We start from the raw sequence: 20,016 nt of genomic DNA on the forward strand, positions 1-20,016 counted from the left end.
AAAGCTTAAAGATTCTATTGTTTAACTGGCAGATTTATTTGTATCTATTAAGTAACTGCATCTGTAATATTCTGAATAAATTCGTTTTGAATACTATAATCATTTTCATCATGTTACAAAAATAGTATGCTTATCTTAATTTTAAGTAATACTTTATTTTATATTAATGTTTTATCAATACTTTCTTGGTTGCATTTCCTATTTCAGTTTTTACATTTAAAATATACATTCCGTTTGCCATTGTGCTAACATTTATTTTTGATAGCGTTTTATCTTCATTTTTCTTATAAACTACTCTTCCATTTACATCTAATAATTGCAATGTATAATTTTTAATATTCATCATACTCACATCAACGTTCAGCACTTCGTCAGCTGTGTTTGGGTATACTAATAGTTGTTTGTTTAATGCTTCGTTGTGCTTTGTTTTTAATACTTGCTCTACTTTTGTATTGGCAGTATTTGTAGTTACTGGTTTATTATAATCAAAAATAATATGTGCTGTATTATTTATATCGTAATTAGTATTTGCGTTTTGTACATTTGGTTTTATCTCATATACAATGTATCCGTGTGCATCATCGTTATTATGCGATGAAGCACTTAATAGTATATTTTTAAAGACAAATACTAAAATACTATCTTGTTCTATATTCAAAGTGTAATTATGGCTTACATTAATAATTTCTAATGTACTCCAATCTACATTATTAGATAAAGTATCTCTTACAACAACATTGAATGCTGTATCATTGCCTGTGTTTTCAAATCTTATGGTGTAAGTTATATTATTTGTTTGTGCTGCCAAGTTTGGTAAATTGCTTGCACTTGCTGTTTTGTCATTTGGATCGTAACTGCCACGTACAACATCATCAAAAACAACCACATTATTTAGCAAATCTGTTTCTACTACATTTGTACTTGCAATTACGTAGTTGTGCAAAATATCATTAAATATAAGTGCTGTATTGGCTAATACTCTTATGGAAATATTTTGTATTTGCGCAGCGTGCAAAGTATTGATATTGAAAATAAGAGAATCGCCGTTTGTTGTATATGGTAAGCTTGTATTTTGTACTGTAAGATTAGCATCCAGTTTTACAGCAACTCTTACTTGACTAATTGCTTGATTGCCTTTATTATTTACTGTTAATAGATAAGTAGTTTCGTTGCCTGGTCTTGTTATGAATGTATTGACTAATGAAATGCTTGCATCTGTAATATTTCCTATAGGTTGCAAAGCAAAAACTGTTGTATCATTATTCTTATAAGTATTGAAATTAATATTTTTTGATGTAGGATTTACAGCAAACAAATTATCCTGATACATTAGTTGTATGGTATAATTTCCTGTGTCTATTATAAACGATTTTGTGCCATCAGCATTTAAGTATGTGTAATATAATATGTTATTATTTTTAGTAACCTTTACACTTGCTTTATTAAAGATTGGTTCATTAGCATCTTGAATATTATTGGCATTATAGTCAAAAAATGCTTTTGTATAGATAGTGTTTAGGCTATCTATATTTAGCAATTTAAACATCTTAGATGTTTGTATATCTTTATTTTCAGAGCACAAGGCATTTGTATTGCTAATTAAAAATACATTGCCAACAATATCTTCAAAAAAGAATTCATTATTTGGGAACTCATAATCATATGAACTATTTAAAATATCTTGATTGTAACTTAATCCCATTAATTCTTCAATAATTTCGCCTGTCTCAATATTCAACTTATAAACATAGCTTATGCTGTAATATATTTCTAAATTTGGAATATATGTAGAAGAAAAAAACGGCAAAAGTTTAATATCTGGATGTTCTGTTGGCAAAACATTTCGGTAGTATGTTAAATATCCAGTAATAGAACTAAAATTTGGATTAAAATTTTTCCATAAAGTATCATTATTATCATTCAGTCTATACATTATAGAATCAGAAGCACTTATATATATATTATAATTTTCATCCATATTAATGTTGTATAATTTTTCATACATTTCATCAGATGTTAGTGAATCCTGAAATATTATTGATAAATTCTTATCTATTTCATAGTAAGGAATACTTTCAGAAAAGACATCATCACCTAATCCAATAAGTTTAATCTTGTCTTTTTTATAGTTAAAAATATATGAATCAGGAGCTTTAGTAACATTATTTGATTTAATCATATTCTCATCTAATTCTTGTTTATATATATGAGAAATACCGTTAAGCTCTAAAGAATCTATTATATCAAGACTTGACGTATCTATACTTAAAAGTGTATATGATGAAATTATACCAATATCGTTTAGGCCAATTGGCTGTATTATTATTCTGTTATCGAAAAGAAATGCGTTGCTGTAAAAACTATTATCATAATATGATTGATTATAATTATTTCCAATTAAAAATTTAGATTTAATTAATGAATCATTTGAGTCATATTTGTCTATATAGCAAAAGCTGTTATAATTATAATAACCTAAATAAGTATCTGGCATAAAACTATATACATATAGCTGATTATTTAAAAAAAATGGATGCATGTATGAATATATTATATTACTTAATATTTTAGGTGTATCTTTTGTTTGCTGATTGTATACAGATGCAATATGATATGGTATATTTTCGCCACAAGATATACCCATACCTGGAACAATTTCTATAAAAAATAAATTTTACTATTATTTATATATGATTTAATATTTCTTATACTTTGATCACAACCATATTTATGAATAATTGTATGCAATAAAACATTGCTATCTGTCAGTTGCATATTATTATCATAAATATCTACAAATAGTTTTGTGTTTGGCCAACTGTAACTTGTATCTCCATTTATTATTTCATACTCTATTCCATCAACAGTCTTGTATTGATAAAAGTAAGACTATTATTGGGTGCATCAGAAGCATTATACATATAACTCATATTTGAATTTTGCAAATTTAATGGTACTATATCAGTTTTTATATTGATACTATTGATATATTGAAAGGTGCCATCTCCTCTTACTTTATATTTTACAAATCTCGTTTCATTGTTATTTAAACTTGGTAAACTAGCATAAAAGCCATCATTTGAATTAGTTTGTATATAAATCTCTTTTGTTTCTTGATTGAAGTATATTATATTATCACTTCCGCTTCCACTTGCACATTGAATTATTGGTAATAAGTTTTGTGCATGGTTTATTAAACAAAATAGAATAAATAAAATTGTGGTAAATATCTTTCTCATAAAAATGATTTTATCATCAAAATTAACTTTTTTTAAATTACTATTCAAAAAAATATTTGTTAAAAATCAATTTATAACAAAAATATTATTCAATAATTTTAAAGACTGTACGTCTATTTTGGGCTTTGTTTTCTGCGCTTATATTTGGCACCAATGGCATGCTATCTGCATAGCCTTTTGCTATGAGTCTATTCCTATCTATTCCTTTTTGTACTAAGTAATCTACCACGTTTTGTGCTCTTTTTTGTGAAAGTGATTGGTTGTATAATTTATCGCCAGTGTTGTCTGTATGCCCACTTATTTCGGCTTTTACATTTTTGTATTTTTGTAAAAACTCAACTAATTTATCTAATTCTGCAAATGAATTTGCTTCAATATTTGCACTATTTGTTTCATAAAATATATTTTTTAGTACAATTTCACTATTCTTCTGAATTGGTTGCAAATTGACGATTAACTCATATGGATGAAAAATTGTGCCTTCTTTAAAAGAAAAATTTTCTGTATGTAATAAGAAATTTTCCTTTTCAACTATAATGGCATAATTTTTATCTGCACTCAAACAAGCAATAAAAGTTCCTTCGTAATTAGTATTGCCTTTATTTATTACTTCATTACTACTTATATCAATTATTTGGTATTGTGCGTACAATGGTAGCTTTGTCAATGCATTCTTTATACTTACTTTTACGTAAGTTGTTTTTTGTGGTTGCATAAGCTTTGGCAAATCAAATTCATAAATATCCAAATTACCTAAACCTTCTATTCTACTGCTTGCAAAGTATGCTTTTGAACCATCTGTTGTAACAAACAAACCCATTTCATCTTTTTCAGTGTTTATAGGATAGCCTAAATTTTTGGGTGTTGTCCATTTTCCATTTTCTAAAGTAGACATAAAAATATCATTCATGCCCATACCAATGTGCCCATTTGATGCAAAGTATAATGTTTTACCATCTGGATGTATAAATGGTGTTTGCTCATCGAATGCTGTATTTATTGCATCTCCAAGATTTTGTGGTTCGCTCCAACGTAGTTGCTCATCTAAATATGAAACCCAAATATCTTTGCCACCTTTGCCATTTGGTCTATCACTACTAAAATACATTGCTTTGCCATCAGCAGCAAAACTTGGTTGTGCATCCCAATAGTTTGTATTGATTGGCTTATTGATGCCTGTAGCATTTGTCCACTCTTTTCCATTAAAGTAAGTATAGAAAATATCACAACTACCAAATACATTTGGACGATTGCAGGCAGTAAAAAACAATAAATTTCCATTTGCAGAAATACTTTGCGAACCTTCATTTTCTGTTGGTGTATTCACTTTGCTGTCCATTGGTTTTGCTTCTGTCCAACTGTTATTCATCAATTTAGATTGATAAATATCTTCTTGATAGCCTACTCTTCGTGTAAGAAAAAGTTGTGACATATCTGGTGTAAGTACTGGAAAATATTCATCGCTGGCAGAATTGATATTTGGACCTAAATTTTTTGGTTCAAATGAAACAGGATTTTTCAATGCGTTCTCTATAAAAGTTGCCATTTTTATTAATCGTTCTGATTTCTGTGTGCCATAGTCTGTTTTCTTCTGCTGGCTTAAATATAGATTTGCGTTTTCTCTAGTCTTTAAATAGTTTTTTTCTTTTAAGTAAGCATCAGCCAAAAGCCAAAACATTTTTGTTTGGTTGAGAGACGGATAAATTGACTTAATATCTTGCTTTGCTTGCTCTAGAACAGAAATACAATCATTGTATTTTTTTGTTGTGTAATATATCTCAGCTAGAAATATTTTGGCATCAACATAAGTTGGATATGTTTGAATAGCATTTTTTAACTCTACAATGGCTTCTGTGTATTGTGTTTTTTGTGCAAAAGACTGTGCATTATTATAGAATTTCTGTGCTTTATCAGGAATTTGAGCAAAGCTGAAATTGGCTATTAATACACAAAGTAATAATATGTACTTCTTAAATTTCAAACAGTAATTTCTAATTATTGATAAATGTACAAACTAAATGCCAATAATTTGTAATGATTATCAATTACAGAAATCAGTATACAAATCAAGAAAATATTACCCTAATTTATCAATGCTCAGGTCGCATTTGCGGAAAAAATAATACTTCTTGTATAGATACATTATTGGTTAATAACATAGCTAATCTATCTATTCCAAAGCCAATTCCAGATGTTGGTGGCATGCCAAATTCTAATGCTCTTAAGAAATCATGGTCTATAAACATAGCCTCATCATCGCCACGCTCCATTAATTTTAATTGTTCTTCAAATCTTTCTTTTTGGTCAATTGGGTCATTCAATTCTGAATAGGCATTGGCAATTTCTTTTCCATTAATGATTAACTCAAATCTTTCAACCAATCCTTCTTTTTCTCTGTGTTTTTTAGTCAATGGTGACATTTCCTCTGGATAATCAATAATAAATGTTGGTTGTACATAATGATGTTCGCATTTCTCTCCAAACAATTCATCTATTAATTTTCCTTTGCCCATTGTATTATCTACTTCAATATGAAGTTTTTTACAAACATCACGCAATTCTTCTTCATTCATACTTGCCACATCATAACCTGTATGTTCTTTGATTGCGTCATAGATAGTTATTCGTTTAAAAGGTGCTTTAAAGCTAATTTCCTTATCTCCTACTTTAATTTCAGTAGTATCATTTGTTGCTACACAAACTTTTTGTAGTAATTCTTCTGTCGTTTCCATCATCCAGAAATAATCTTTGTAAGCAACGTAAAATTCCAATACTGTAAATTCTGGATTGTGTGTTCTATCAACACCTTCATTTCTAAAGTTTCTACTAAATTCATACACCCAATCGAAACCACCAACGATTAATCTTTTTAGATATAATTCGTTTGCTATACGTAAATACATAGGTATATCTAATGCATTATGATGTGTTTTAAATGGCCTTGCTGCTGCACCACCTGGAATATTTTGCAACACTGGAGTATCTACTTCTAATGCTCCATGTTGATTTAAAAATTCTCTTATTGCATTAACCATTTTTGTACGTTTAACAAAAGTTTCTCTTACTGTTGGATTTACAGTCAAATCAACATAACGCATGCGATAACGCAACTCTGGATCTACAAAAGCATCGTGTACATTGCCATGATCGTCTGTTTTTACAACTGGCAATGGTCTTAAAGATTTTGATAATAACGTAAATTCTGTTGCATGAACAGAAATTTCTCCAACTTTTGTTTTAAATACATATCCTTTGATACCAATAAAATCACCCAAGTCTAATAATTTAGTAAAAAGTGTGTCATATAAAGTTTTATCTTCTGTTGGACAAATATCATCACGGCGTACATATATTTGTATTCTTCCACTACTGTCTTGAAGTTCAGCAAAAGTAGCCTTTCCAGCAGGACGAGAAGCCATAAAACGACCAGCAATGCAAACTTCCTGATAATTTAAACGATTTTTAGTGCCATCCTCTAACACATCTTCTTTGTAATTTTCCTTTATCTCTTTTGCTGTAACATTTACTGGATACAATGGTGCTGGATAAGGATTGATACCTAATGCTTTAATTTTATCTAATTTCTCTCTTCTAATTTGCTCTTGTTCAGATATTTCGTGCATAACTTTAATTATTGTGTGAAAATAATATTCCATTTTATATTTTCAAACGATATGATATTAATAAAGAATTATAATTGATTTGAGTAGAACTATCATATCATTAATTACTCATAATAATAAAACAGAATATGCGTAAATACTTGTTTTTAGTGAATTTGCATCTCAATATATAAGTATAATTTTGCAGAAAGTTTACTTACATGGCAAAAAAAGAGAAAGAATATGAAGTAAAAGACCATCAACTATCAATCACATATATTCATGTCTGGCTAAAATTACTATGGCAAAATAAAATAAGCAAAAATAAATACCCAATGGTGTTTAGAATTACTTTGTTTGTAATACTTACACAACCTTTTCAATGGATACAAAAAATACTATTTCATTACAAAATTAGCAAAACTGATATCCATACAGTTTCTCCACTTTTTATTTTAGGACATTGGCGCAGTGGTACCACTCATTTGCATTACATTTTAGCAAGAGACAAACAATTTGCTTACTTAAGTAATTATCAATCATTTTTATTAAATGTAAGTTTAATAGGCAGAACTTGGTTAAAAGTATTGCTTAGTCCATTAATGCCAAATAAAAGACCACAAGACAATATGAAACTTACTGTAGATTCTCCAGCTGAAGAAGAACAACCACTTTCCAATCACACAACAAAAGCTGGTATTCATATTTTCTTTTTTCCTAAAAATATTAGCTATCATGAGAAATATCATTTGTTTAAAAATATTAGACCAAGAGAAAAAAGGAAATGGAAAAATGACTATACATTCTTACTCAAAACAATTGCATACATAAATGATAGCAAACCACTTTTATTAAAAAATCCACACAATACAGGAAGAGTGAATGAACTATTAGAATTATTCCCAAATGGAAAATTTGTTTTTATTCACAGAAATCCATATGAAACGTATCAATCGATGCAACATCATTATAAAAAAGTTTTAAGCACACAATTTTTACAAGATTTTAGCCAAGAAGAAATTCATGAATGAATATTGTATGTGTTTGAGTCAATTTTGATGAAATATTTAGCTGAAAAAAAACAAATTGCAGATAGCAATCTTTATGAAATTGCGTACACAGATTTAGAGGAACAACCGATAGTAATAATTGAAAACATGTACAAACACTTAAATATTCCAAATTTTGAACAAGCAAAGCCTGAAATTGAAGATTATATAAACTCTGTGAATCAATACGAAAAAAATAATTTCAATAATTTAGATGCAAAAATAATTCAAGACATTAATAAAAGATGGAAATTTGCCTTCGAAACTTGGAATTACAATATGATATAATATTATAAAAACTTCAAATTTGAGGTATTTTTCCATAAAATAGAAAAAAATACTATCTTTGCAACCACAAAATTCTACAGTTGTGGTATTACCAGACATCAAATTAATTAACGGAAGTGCTACTTTACATTTAGCTGAGAAAATAGCTAGTGCTTATGGTCAAGAATTAACTGATGTTGAAGTAATGCGCTTTTCAGATGGAGAGTTTGAACCAGTTATTCAAGAATCTGTAAGAGGCTCATATCTATTTTGTATTCAATCTACATTTGCTCCATCAGACAATCTAATGGAATTATTATTACTTATTGATGCACTAAAAGAGCTTCGGCAGGTTATATCATTGCTGTAATGCCTTATTTTGGATTAGCAAGACAAGATAGAAAAGACAAACCACGTGTAGCAATTGGCGCAAAATTAGTAGCAAATTTATTAGTAGCAGCAGGTGCTCAACGTGTAATGACGATGGACTTGCATGCACCACAAATACAAGGTTTTTTTGATATTCCAGTAGACCATTTAGATGCTTCAGCAATATTTTTCCCATACTTAAAAGAAATAAACCTAAGTGATGTCATTTTTGCATCACCAGATGTAGGAAGTACAAAACGTGCTAGAAATTATGCGATGCAATTCAACACAGATTTGGTAATATGTGATAAGTACAGAACAAAGCACAACGAAATTGAATCTATGCGACTAATTGGTAATGTAGAAGGAAAAAATGTTGTTTTGGTAGATGACTTAATAGATACTGGAGGCACTTTATGTACTGCAGCAAACTTAATCATGGAAAATGGTGCAAAAAGTGTACGTGCATTAATCACACATCCTGTTTTATCTGGAAAAGCATACGAAAAAATTGAAAATTCTGCATTAGAAGAATTAGTTGTTTGTAATACAATTCCATTAAAACAAGAAAGTAAAAAAATAAAAGTATTATCCGTGGCACCTTTGTTTGCGAAAGCAATCAGAAATGCGCACGAGTATAAATCTATAAATTCATTATTCATTCAAAAAAAGTAAAAAATTATGCAATCGATTACCATTAGCGGAAAAGCAAGAACACAGGTAGGCAAAAAAGCAACAAAAGCCGACAGAAATGATGGCAATGTTCCATGTGTTATGTATGCGGGAAACGAGGTGGTGCACTTCACCTCAACAATGTCTTCTTTAAGACCATTATTATTCACACCAAACTTTTACAAAGTATTGGTAGACATTGATGGTACAGTAACAGAAGCATTATTAAAAGATGTGCAACAACACCCAGTTACGGATGATATCATGCACCTAGACTTTATTAAATTAATTCCAGGCGCAAAAATTTATGCAGAGATTCCAATCAAAATCGTTGGTAGTTCTCCAGGTGTTAAAGAAGGTGGTAAATTACTAGTAAAAGTTAGAAAATTAAAAGTAAGAGCTACAGCAGAAACATTAAAAGAAGTAATTGAAGTAGATATTTCATCTCTTAAATTAGGTCAATCTACAAAAGTAAAAGATTTACCAGATCAAGGTTTCCAAATCTTAAACTCACCATCAATTCCATTGGCATCTATTGAGATACCAAGAGCATTACGTAGTGCTGCTACTGCTGCTGCAAAAACTGATGGAAAGAAAAAATAATTTCACACAGTTTTAAATCAATAAACATCATCAAGGTTGCCAATTTTGGCAACCTTTTTTATTTGATAATATAAAAAAACACTTAGATAGTTCTATTTTTGCAAAAATTGTCTTGTGAAAAAAATAAAATCAGCATTAATATCTGTGTATTACAAAGATGGATTAGATGAACTAATACATACTTTAGCTAAACAAAACACCATATTTTATTCAACTGGTGGAACTCAAAAATTTATAGAATCATTAGGTTACAATGTAATTCCTGTAGAAAACTATACTGGATTTCCAGAAATTCTTGATGGAAGAGTAAAAACACTACATCCAAAAATATTTGGTGGAATACTTGCTAGAAGAAGTTTTGAAAAAGACATTGCCCAACTTAATGAACACCAAATTTCTGAAATAGATTTAGTTATTGTTGATTTGTATCCTTTTGAAGAAACTGTGAAAAACACAAACGATGAAGCAGAGATTATTAAAAAAATTGATATAGGTGGAATTTCATTAATTAGAGCAGCTGCAAAAAACTACAATGATACGACTATAATTGCACAAAAAAATCAATACAATATTCTTAATCAATTTTTATTAAAAAATGATGGTTCTACTTCTTTAGAATTTAGAAGAGAACTTGCAACGCAAGCATTTGCAGTATCTTCACATTATGACACATTAATATATAAATATTTATCAAATAATAGTATTGACAAATCATTTAAAGTTAGTAGTTTAAATAATGAAGTACTTAGATATGGCGAAAATCCACATCAAAAAGGGTATTTCTATGGTAATCTTCATGAAATTTTTGATATATTAAATGGCAAAACATTATCGTATAATAATTTAGTAGATGTAGATGCTGCAATCAGACTAATATCAGAATTTAACGAACCCACTTTTGCAATTCTTAAACATACAAATGCTTGTGGTGTAGCCTCAAGAAATACTGTGGTAGAAGCATGGAAAGCGGCATTAGCTGGTGACCCAGTTTCAGCATTTGGTGGCGTATTAATATGCAATGAAAGAATTGATTTAGAAACAGCAACAGAAATTGATAAGTTATTTTTTGAAGTACTAATTGCACCATCATTTGATGATGATGCACTAGAAATTTTATGCAAGAAGAAAAATAGAATTATTCTAAAACAAAAATTATTTTCATTTCCAGATATTCAATATAAATCATTGCTGAATGGCACTATTGTTCAAGATTTTGACACAAATATTGTACAAAAACAAGCATTAAATGTTATTACAAAATTAGCACCTAATGATAATGAAATTGAAGATTTATTATTTGCAAATAAAATTGTAAAACATCTAAAATCAAATACCATTGTATTGGCAAAAAACAAGCAATTATTGGGTATGGGTTGCGGACAAACATCAAGAGTTGATGCTTTGCAACAAGCAATACTAAAGGCAAATTGTTTTAATTTCAATTTAGAAGGAAGCGTAATGGCATCTGATGCATTTTTCCCATTTCCAGATTGTGTAGAAATAGCAAATAATGCTGGGATAAAATCAGTGTTACAACCAGGTGGTTCTATTAAAGACCAAGCATCAGTAGAATATTGTGATGCAAACAATATGGCTATGGTAATGACTGGCATGAGACACTTTAAACACTAATATAAAATATATAATAAATACTAAAATTCAATAGTTTTTATTAAAATGTTATAGAAGTTTAATTTGTTTGCTTTTTTTTTTCTTATACGCAATATATTGCTACATTTGTAGATAAAATTTTATTAGAGAAATAATGGGTTTATTTAGTTTTTTAAACAGAGATATTGCGATAGATTTGGGTACAGCCAATACTATTGTTATTTATAAAGATCAGGTAGTTGTAGACGAACCATCAATAGTAGCTATTGATAAGAAAACAGAGCAAATAATTGCAGTTGGAAAGAAGGCACAACTAATGCACGAGAAAACGCATGCAAATATTGAAACAATTAGACCATTGAAAGATGGCGTAATTGCACATTTCATGGCTGCAGAAGCAATGATTCGTGGATTTATTGCTATGATTGAAGATAGAAATAGATTTTTTAGTCCATCATTAACCATTGTAATTTGTATTCCATCTGGTGTTACTGAAGTAGAAAAAAGAGCCGTTTTTGAATCAGCAGAAAAAGCTGGAGCAAGAGAGCGTTATCTAATTCATGAACCAATGGCTGCTGCAATAGGTATAGGCTTAGATGTAGAATTACCAGAAGGACACATGATTATTGATATTGGTGGCGGAACAACAGATATTGCTGTAATTGCATTATCAGGTATTGTTACTGACCAATCTATTAGAGTTGCTGGAGATGATTTCAATATGGATATCATTGAATATATCAAAAGGCAACACAATATACTAATTGGTGAGCGTTCTGCTGAGCAAGTTAAAATACATGTTGGCTCTGCACTTCAAGATTTGGAAAATCCACCTGAAGATTATGCAGTACATGGTAGAGACTTACTAACAGGAATTCCAAAACAAATAACTGTATCCTATTCTGAAATTGCTGGAGCTTTAGACAAATCTATTTCAAAAATAGAAGAAGCTATTATGAAAGCATTGGAAGGTACGCCACCTGAGTTAGCATCAGATATCTATAGAAAAGGATTGTACCTTACTGGTGGTGGTGCATTATTAAGAGGTTTAGATAAGCGTATTACATTAAAAACTAAGTTGCCAGTAAAAGTTGCTGATGATCCACTTAGAGCTGTGGCTAGAGGAACAGGTATTGCTTTAAAAAACAGACATCGTTATACTTTCTTAATGAGCTAAGCTAATATGCGAAGCATAATATTTCTTATTTCTCGATTCCATACACTGTTAATATTTTTAGCATTAGAAATATTTTCACTGGTAATTGTAGTTAGGTCTAACCATTACCAAGAAATAAAATATGTGAATACATCAAATTCAATTGCAGGATTTGTACTCAACATTACCAGCAATGTAACAAATTTTATATATGCTACTAAAAACAATAAGAAATTGATGGAAGAAAATGTAAAATTAAAAAATCAGTTAAAATATCAATATACTTATGATTCATCTGACAGTAGTTTACCTAAACAGTCAGAAACATATTTCTTTCAATACATTCCAGCTAAGGTTATTAATAATTCTATTGACAATAGCGTAAATTATATAACTTTAAACAAAGGAAAAAAAGATGGCATAAAGAATGGTTATGGTGTAATTAGTAGTAATGGTGTGGTTGGCTTTGTTACCAATGTAACTGATAACTATGCATTAGTTTTATCTGTAATCAGCACAAAGACAAGAATTGGTGTAAGACATCAGAAAACAAATGCTATTGGTAGTTTATTTTGGGATGGTGGCAATCCATTCACATTAAATGTAGACAACTTCAGTAAAACATTGCCTATAAAAAAAGGTGACACTATTGTAACAGCAGGATTTTCTTCTATATTTCCTCCAAATTTGCCAGTTGCCATTGTAAAAAGTGTAGAACCAAATCCAGTTTCTAGCTTTTACATTTGTGATGTAAAACTGACCAATTCAATATCTACACTTACAGATGTATATATTGTAATTAACAAAGAAAAAGATGAATTAGACTTATTAAACAGTGTAAACATAAATGAATAATTCATACATATATACAAATATAATAAGAATAATTTTACTATTATTTATACAAATATTTATATTAGATATTATTCCATTTGGCTATTTCTATATTATGATTTACCCATGTGCAATTTTGTTGCTACCAGTTGCAATGAATAGAACGCTGGTGGTAATTATTGCATTTATATGTGGACTGATATTAGATTTATTTAGCAATGGACATGGTTTACATACTGCTAGTTTAACATTACTAGGTTATCTCCGATTTTTCATCTTAAAATATTTTCAACCTAAATCTGGTTGGGATAAATTAGATGTACCAAACCTATACCAACAAGGAATCAATTGGTTTATCAATTATGTACTTTTAAGTATTTTTGTTCATCATACTTATTATTTCTTTTTAGAATCTTTTTCCGCATACAGTATTTTTAGTACTTTAAAAAGATTAGTTTTGAGCATTATTCTCTCAACAATTAGTATCATTCTAATAAATTTATTCTTCTTAAAAGAAAACAAACATTAAAATTGGTAAAAGGAAATGACAGCGAAATTCTACTAAAAGCAATTTATATTATTGCTATTATTTTTATTTTGAGGTTATTTTACTTACAAGTTCTCAATCCACAATACAAAAGCATTGCAGATGAAAATGTGATAAAGAAAGTTACAATTCATCCATCTCGTGGTTTAATTGTAGATAGAAAAGGAAAAGTAATTGTATACAATGATGCTGTGTATGACATCATGATACAATTGAATATTACAGAAAATCTAGACACATTTGACTTAGCAAATCTTTTAGAAGCTGATATAAAATATATAAGAACAAAGCTCGAAGAAATAAAATACACATCGCCAAACAAACCAGCACCATTATTTAAGTCTATTGACCAAGTTCTATTTTCAAAATTTCAAGAACATTTATATAAATTTCCAAGTTTAAGCATAGAAACCAGAACTGTTCGAAGATATCCATACCAATCTGGTGCAGCAGTTTTGGGTTATCTAAGTGAGGTTAATCAGAATGATATCATTTCATCTGATGGAGATTATGAAATGGGAGATTATTTTGGCAAAACAGGAATAGAGAGCTATTATGACAAATATCTAAGAGGTGTAAAGGTTATACGTACATCATGGTGGATGTAAAAAATGCCTATAAAGGAAAATATAAAGATGGCAAGAACGATAAAACACCGAAAGCTGGTTGGGATTTATTTACTGGAATTGATGTTGAATTACAAGCCTATGGCGAAAAGTTGATGGAAGGGAAAGTTGGGTCAATCATTGCAGTAGAACCATCAACAGGACAAATTTTAGCATATGTAAGTAGTCCAACATTTGACCCAAATATATTAACAGGAAGATATAGAAGACAAAATTTCAATGCATTATTTAATGATGAATACAAACCATTGCTAAACAGACCAATTTATGCAATGTATCCACCAGGCTCTACATTTAAAGCATCTACAGCACTTGTAATGTTGCAAGAACAAACACATCCATGGGATTGGCATTGGTACTGTCCTGGTGGTTATAGAGTTGGAAGCCACTTTTTAAAATGCCACGGTTCACATGCAATACCTGATGTGCAAACAGCATTACAACATTCGTGTAACTCCTATTTCTGTAAAATATATAATGACTTTATTATGGATTCTACTTTTAGTTCTCCAGAAATTGGGTACAAAAAGTGGTGGGCATATATGAATAATCTTGGTTTTGGCAAGAAACTTGGCATAGACTTATATGGTGAAAAGAAAGGCAATCTGCCAACGAATGAATATTACAACAAAGTATTTGGAAAGAACAAATGGAGAGCAGCTAGTAATATTTCTAATGCCATAGGACAAGGAGAAATACTTGCCACACCATTACAAATTGTAAATGCAATGGCAACTATAGCAAACAAAGGCTATTACATTCAACCACATGTGGTTAATTTTTTAATTCAAAATGATATAAAACGTTCTTATAAGAAGCAAAAAATAATTGTAGGCATCGACCCTAAATATTTCCCATTTGTAATTGATGGTTTGGAAAAAGTGGTATTGCAAGGTACTGCAAGAGTAGCAAAAATAGAAGGCATATCAGTTTGTGGTAAAACAGGAACAGCTGAAAATCCACATGGAAAAGACCACTCAATTTTTTCTGGATTTGCTCCTAAAGAAAATCCTAAAATTGCAATTGCTGTATTTGTAGAAAACGCTGGCTTTGGCGCAACTTATGCCGCACCAATTGCATCATTAATGATGGAAAAATATATTAATGATAGTATAGCTAAAAAAAGAATTCCATTAGAACAAAAAATGTTTAAGGCTACACTTATAAAAAGAAAAGTAATAACCGATACTGTAAGAACACCACTGCAAATGAAACAAGATTCTATACTTAGAGTGAAACAAAAAAACGACTCAATCCAAAAAGTGAAAGCAAAACAAGATTCAATCAAAAATAAGAACATCAAAAAAGATACTATACAATAATAAATGAATCAATATAAAAAACCATATGGTTCCTTTGATACAACATTAGTAATATGCTACTTAATTTTAGTAGGCATAGGAATATTGAGCATATTTGCTACAGAATTTAATGGAATATTGCAAAGCAACACATTTAGTTTTAAATATAGTTACACCAAACAATTACTTTGGGCAGGCGTTTCTTTATTAATGTTATTCAGCATTTTAGGATTTGATAGAAGAGCAATTCAATTTTTCTCCTACCCTATTTATATTTTAATTATGTTGCTCTTGCTTTCCGTATTATTTATTGGAGAAAGTACCAAAGGTGACCAAAACTGGATAAACTTAGGATTTTTCAAATTACAACCATCAGAGTTTGCCAAATTTGCAACAGCAATGGCATTAGCTGCGTATTATGATAGTTTTCAAACAAAATTTAAAAACACGAAAGAAGCTATAATTCCATATTTCATTATTGGTTTACCATTAATCTTAGTATTACTACAAGGTGATGCTGGTTCAGCTATTGTATTTCTTTCATTCGTATTTGTATTGAATAGAGAAAATCTTCCAAATGAAATTATATACCTAGGTCTATATATTCTAGTTGTTTCTATACTTGCATTAGTGCTTGATAAATTTATCATCATGGCTGTTGTAATTTTTGTATTTGGTATTTTAATATACATAAACTCTAAAAACAAAAATCTAACAAAATTATTTGGTGTATTAATGGTTGGAACAATTTTATACACATCTACTGTAAGTATAATTTTTAATAATGTACTTCAAAAACACCAAAGAGATAGAATAAATATAGTACTTGGGAAAGAGCTTTCTAAAGAAGCCAAAAGAGGAATTGCCTTCAATCTCAATCAATCATTAATTTCTATTGGTTCTGGTGGATTTATTGGAAAAGGTTATCTAAATGGTACTCAAACTAGGTATAATTATGTTCCAGAAACTAGTACTGATTTTATTTTTACTGCAATTGCAGAAGAATGGGGATTTATTGGGTGTCTTTTTTTAATTGCAGTGTATGTAATGTTACTCACTAGACTAATAATAATTGCAGAACGGCAAACTAATAGTTATGGAAGAGTATATATCTATTCTGTAGCTGCAATAATTTTTACACATTTCACAATCAATATTGGAATGACGATAGGCTTAATTCCAGTAATTGGAATTCCACTTCCATTTATAAGTTATGGTGGCTCGTCCTTAATTTCTTTTACATTTATGATTGCTACTGTTTTGAAACTTGATAGCGAAAGAAGATCAATAATGAGATAATGATTATTCAATTTTCCAAGTAATTGCACAATCTTTTACACTTCCAAATTTATTTGAAACCACAAAAGATTTTGCAGTAGTAATTTTTGGTGTTGGAATAATTAATTCAGCAATGTAATCATTAAATACAACATCTATATCTTCAACTCTTAGTCTTATTTTATCATTTTCAGATACATAAAAAGTAATATTTTTTGATTTTGGGCCTTTGGCATATATATAACTATCTTTTACATTGTCTGTCCAAATTAGTGTATTGCCTATATAAAAACTAACACTTACATCTGGTTTATCATTGTTGTAAATATTATAATCCCAACTTTGTTTCTTTGTATTTAATGTTTCTACTTCAACATAGTCTATATTAAAAACTACTTTATTCTGTTTTGGTTTATGAATAAGAATATCTTTATAAATTAAATTTTGCAACTATTCTTTTCCATAACCATCAGTACCACTCAATGATGATAAAATATTGATTTTGTTTATACCTGAATCTACTCCAATAGCAGAATATGGAATAAAATAACTTTCTTTAATTGCACTCGAATTATCAAACTCAAAATCATCATATTTTTTTATGTATTGATAGTTTCCATTACTATTTTTCATATAATTATATCCAAGTGCTGGCTTTATTTTAGTACCATTTATTGACAATGTTGTATTAAAATAAAACTTTGTCATGGACAGAATTGAATCGTTGTTTATTTCCTTTCTCAATTGATTGAAATCTACAGTATATTCTATATAAATGCCTTGCGCACCTTTAAAAGAATAATCTGGAGTTATTTTAAAATTTTTGATATACTCAATAGTGTCCGTTTTCGAGATTGCAAGATGACAGACAAATAATAACATTACAAAAGATATAGTTTTCATATTTTAAAATTATAGTATTTTGAATGGCAAATATGTTAAATTTTATTACAATTCAATTCTCAAAATTCTATCCTTGTTGCTCAAATCTTTTATAATTTCTACTACAGAAAAATTATATTTTAAAGCTAGACTTTTTGTTTCAACAGATAAGAATTCATTTATTTCAACATAAACTCTTCCATTTTCAGCTAAGGCATTTTTTGCCAATTCAAAAATTGTTTGATAATACATCAAAGGATTTTCGTTTGGTACAAATAATGCCAACTCAGGCTCATATTGCAATGTATTTTCTGTCATTAAATCTTGTTGCACAAATGGAATATATGGTGGATTGGAAACAATGATATCTAAATTTGAAAAATGATTATTTAGGTTAAAAATATCATCCAGAAGAAAATCAACCTTAACATTATTATTTGTTGCATTTTTATTAGCCACTTCAATTGCTTCATTACTAATATCTATTGCAGAAACTGACCAATTTTGTTTATGTTTTTTTAAAACAATTGGTATGCATCCTGAACCTGTTCCAATATCTAAAACTTTTAGGTTGTTGTTTGTATTTTCTTTTAAAATAAGATGCACCAATTCTTCAGTTTCTGGCCTTGGAATTAATACATTTTCATCTACATACAATTCTACATCATAAAAATATGCTTTGTTAAATATGTATTGAATAGGATAATTTGCAGATACTTTTTCAAAAATCTCGTTTAGATCTTCTACTTCATCATCATTAATAATATAACTTTTAATAATTACATATTTTTCATTGTAATATTCTTCTACAACATATTTAAAAATATTATCAGATTCTCTTTCGTCAAAAGTATCGTTCAATATCTTCGTAATAATTTTTTGATAATCTAAAAGCTTCAAAAATTCGTATTTTTGCACAAAGTAATCAGAAAAATAATACTTTGCAAATAGATGAAAAATATATGTTGCGTTGCTTTGAGCTAGCAAAACTTGGAGAAAGGTTTGTTGTTCCAAATCCAATGGTTGGCGCTGTTCTTGTTTATGACAATAAAATTATTGGCGAAGGCTATCATCAAGCTTATGGCAAAGCACATGCAGAAGTCAATTGTATTAATCATGTAAGCGCAGAAGATGTTGAGAAAATAAAAGATGCTACTTTGTATGTCAGTTTAGAACCATGTTCTCATTTTGGAAAAACGCCACCATGCGCTGATTTAATTATACAACATGGAATAAAAAATGTTGTGGTATCAACACTTGATCCAAATCCAATGGTTGCTGGCAATGGTATTAAAAAACTAAAAGAAGCAGGCATTAATGTTGCAATTAATATTTTAGAAAAAGAAGGTAAAAATTTAATCAAAGCATTCTATCAATTTCATTACAATAAAAAGTCATTTATTACTTTAAAATTTGCAGAAAGTATTGATGGTTACGTGAGCAAAGAAAATGAACGCATAAAAATAAGTAACGACATTTCTGATATTTTTGTACACCAACTCAGAGCATCACACCATGCTATTTTGATAGGAAAAAATACTTTAGATATTGACAATCCGATGTTGGATGTAAGACATTGCAATGGCAAAAATCCTATTAAAATCATACTATCAACAAACGGAAATATTGATTTATCCTATCGAATATTTAACGACAAAGAAACAGCAATTTATATAATAAATCAAACTATAGAACAACAAGAACAGAATATAAAATGGATAAAAGTAAACGATGTAAATAACTTAGATAATGTTTTAGATGTTTTATTTCAAAATGGTATACAATCAATTTTGGTAGAAGGTGGAAGCAAAATTTTGCATAGCTTTATACAACAAAACAAATGGAATTCAATCTATAAAATTATTGGTAATATTAAATTAAACAATGGAATTAAAGCACCAGAAATAAACTTCAATTACAACTCAAAAGAAACAATAAAAAAAGATACAATATTAAATTATATAAATAATACATATTAAA

Annotated in this window: 18 protein-coding genes and 1 pseudogene; 12 read left to right on the forward strand and 7 right to left on the reverse strand. The window is 29.1% G+C overall.

Annotated elements, in window-relative coordinates; translation table 11 throughout:
* Positions 1–163: 163 nt before the first annotated feature.
* From IPK18_00680 to lysS, 4 genes are all read right to left on the reverse strand, one after another.
* The gene (locus tag IPK18_00680; protein ID QQR98086.1) at positions 164–2,644 is read right to left on the reverse strand and encodes a T9SS type A sorting domain-containing protein; all 2,481 of its coding nucleotides are present in this window, start codon (positions 2,642–2,644) and stop codon (positions 164–166) included.
* 208 nt (positions 2,645–2,852) lie between these two features.
* A complete protein-coding gene (locus IPK18_00685; GenBank protein QQR98087.1) occupies positions 2,853–3,239 on the reverse strand; it encodes a hypothetical protein in 387 nt (128 codons plus the stop codon).
* 85 nt (positions 3,240–3,324) lie between these two features.
* A complete protein-coding gene (locus IPK18_00690) occupies positions 3,325–5,220 on the reverse strand; it encodes a PD40 domain-containing protein (GenBank protein ID QQR98088.1) in 1,896 nt (631 codons plus the stop codon).
* Between the two features lie 109 nt (positions 5,221–5,329).
* A complete protein-coding gene (gene lysS / locus IPK18_00695) occupies positions 5,330–6,895 on the reverse strand; it encodes a lysine--tRNA ligase (protein ID QQR98089.1) in 1,566 nt (521 codons plus the stop codon).
* A gap of 167 nt (positions 6,896–7,062) precedes the next feature.
* Between lysS and IPK18_00700 the strand changes: the two genes are divergently transcribed.
* The 11 genes and pseudogenes from IPK18_00700 to IPK18_00750 all read left to right on the forward strand — a co-directional run bounded on the left by IPK18_00700 (position 7,063) and on the right by IPK18_00750 (position 17,175).
* Positions 7,063–7,872, forward strand: a complete 810-nt coding sequence (locus tag IPK18_00700; protein ID QQR98090.1) for a sulfotransferase — start codon at positions 7,063–7,065, stop codon at positions 7,870–7,872.
* Between the two features lie 9 nt (positions 7,873–7,881).
* Positions 7,882–8,178, forward strand: a complete 297-nt coding sequence (locus tag IPK18_00705; protein ID QQR98091.1) for a hypothetical protein — start codon at positions 7,882–7,884, stop codon at positions 8,176–8,178.
* An 82-nt stretch (positions 8,179–8,260) separates the two neighbouring features.
* Positions 8,261–9,201 (forward strand): annotated as a pseudogene (locus IPK18_00710) (ribose-phosphate pyrophosphokinase).
* 6 nt (positions 9,202–9,207) lie between these two features.
* A complete protein-coding gene (locus IPK18_00715) occupies positions 9,208–9,801 on the forward strand; it encodes a 50S ribosomal protein L25 (protein ID QQR98092.1) in 594 nt (197 codons plus the stop codon).
* 114 nt (positions 9,802–9,915) lie between these two features.
* Positions 9,916–11,433: a bifunctional phosphoribosylaminoimidazolecarboxamide formyltransferase/IMP cyclohydrolase gene (gene purH / locus IPK18_00720; GenBank protein QQR98093.1), complete on the forward strand. Its 1,518-nt coding sequence runs from the start codon at positions 9,916–9,918 to the stop codon at positions 11,431–11,433.
* Between the two features lie 133 nt (positions 11,434–11,566).
* Positions 11,567–12,589: a rod shape-determining protein gene (locus IPK18_00725; GenBank protein ID QQR98094.1), complete on the forward strand. Its 1,023-nt coding sequence runs from the start codon at positions 11,567–11,569 to the stop codon at positions 12,587–12,589.
* A 6-nt stretch (positions 12,590–12,595) separates the two neighbouring features.
* Positions 12,596–13,423 carry a rod shape-determining protein MreC gene (gene mreC / locus IPK18_00730; protein QQR98095.1) on the forward strand — a complete coding sequence of 276 codons (828 nt, stop codon included), beginning with the start codon at positions 12,596–12,598 and terminating at the stop codon, positions 13,421–13,423.
* A complete protein-coding gene (locus IPK18_00735; GenBank protein ID QQR98096.1) occupies positions 13,416–13,931 on the forward strand; it encodes a hypothetical protein in 516 nt (171 codons plus the stop codon). Before mreC ends, IPK18_00735 begins: the two co-directional genes overlap by 8 nt.
* 2 nt (positions 13,932–13,933) lie before the next feature.
* A complete protein-coding gene (locus IPK18_00740; GenBank protein QQR98097.1) occupies positions 13,934–14,557 on the forward strand; it encodes a hypothetical protein in 624 nt (207 codons plus the stop codon).
* Complete coding sequence (locus IPK18_00745; protein ID QQR98098.1) at positions 14,545–15,897, forward strand: hypothetical protein; 1,353 nt, start codon at positions 14,545–14,547, stop codon at positions 15,895–15,897. The genes IPK18_00740 and IPK18_00745 overlap by 13 nt, the downstream gene beginning before the upstream one ends.
* A 3-nt stretch (positions 15,898–15,900) precedes the next feature.
* A complete protein-coding gene (locus IPK18_00750; GenBank protein QQR98099.1) occupies positions 15,901–17,175 on the forward strand; it encodes a rod shape-determining protein RodA in 1,275 nt (424 codons plus the stop codon).
* Between the two features lie 3 nt (positions 17,176–17,178).
* On the opposite strand, the gene IPK18_00755 is transcribed toward IPK18_00750, so the two are convergent.
* Genes IPK18_00755 through prmC form a run of 3 tightly spaced genes read right to left on the reverse strand, consistent with a single transcriptional unit; the run spans position 17,179 to position 18,936 of the window.
* Positions 17,179–17,604 carry a hypothetical protein gene (locus IPK18_00755; protein QQR98100.1) on the reverse strand — a complete coding sequence of 142 codons (426 nt, stop codon included), beginning with the start codon at positions 17,602–17,604 and terminating at the stop codon, positions 17,179–17,181.
* Complete coding sequence (locus tag IPK18_00760; GenBank protein ID QQR98101.1) at positions 17,605–18,057, reverse strand: hypothetical protein; 453 nt, start codon at positions 18,055–18,057, stop codon at positions 17,605–17,607.
* Positions 18,058–18,102: 45 nt separating this feature from the next.
* Positions 18,103–18,936, reverse strand: a complete 834-nt coding sequence (gene prmC / locus IPK18_00765) for a peptide chain release factor N(5)-glutamine methyltransferase (GenBank protein ID QQR98102.1) — start codon at positions 18,934–18,936, stop codon at positions 18,103–18,105.
* 41 nt (positions 18,937–18,977) lie between these two features.
* Between prmC and ribD the strand changes: the two genes are divergently transcribed.
* Positions 18,978–20,015 carry a bifunctional diaminohydroxyphosphoribosylaminopyrimidine deaminase/5-amino-6-(5-phosphoribosylamino)uracil reductase RibD gene (ribD, locus tag IPK18_00770; GenBank protein QQR98103.1) on the forward strand — a complete coding sequence of 346 codons (1,038 nt, stop codon included), beginning with the start codon at positions 18,978–18,980 and terminating at the stop codon, positions 20,013–20,015.
* The last annotated feature ends 1 nt before the right edge of the window (position 20,016 follow it).

The organism is Sphingobacteriales bacterium (genome assembly GCA_016699615.1).
Classification (GTDB): Bacteria; Bacteroidota; Bacteroidia; order Chitinophagales; family JADIYW01; genus JADJSS01.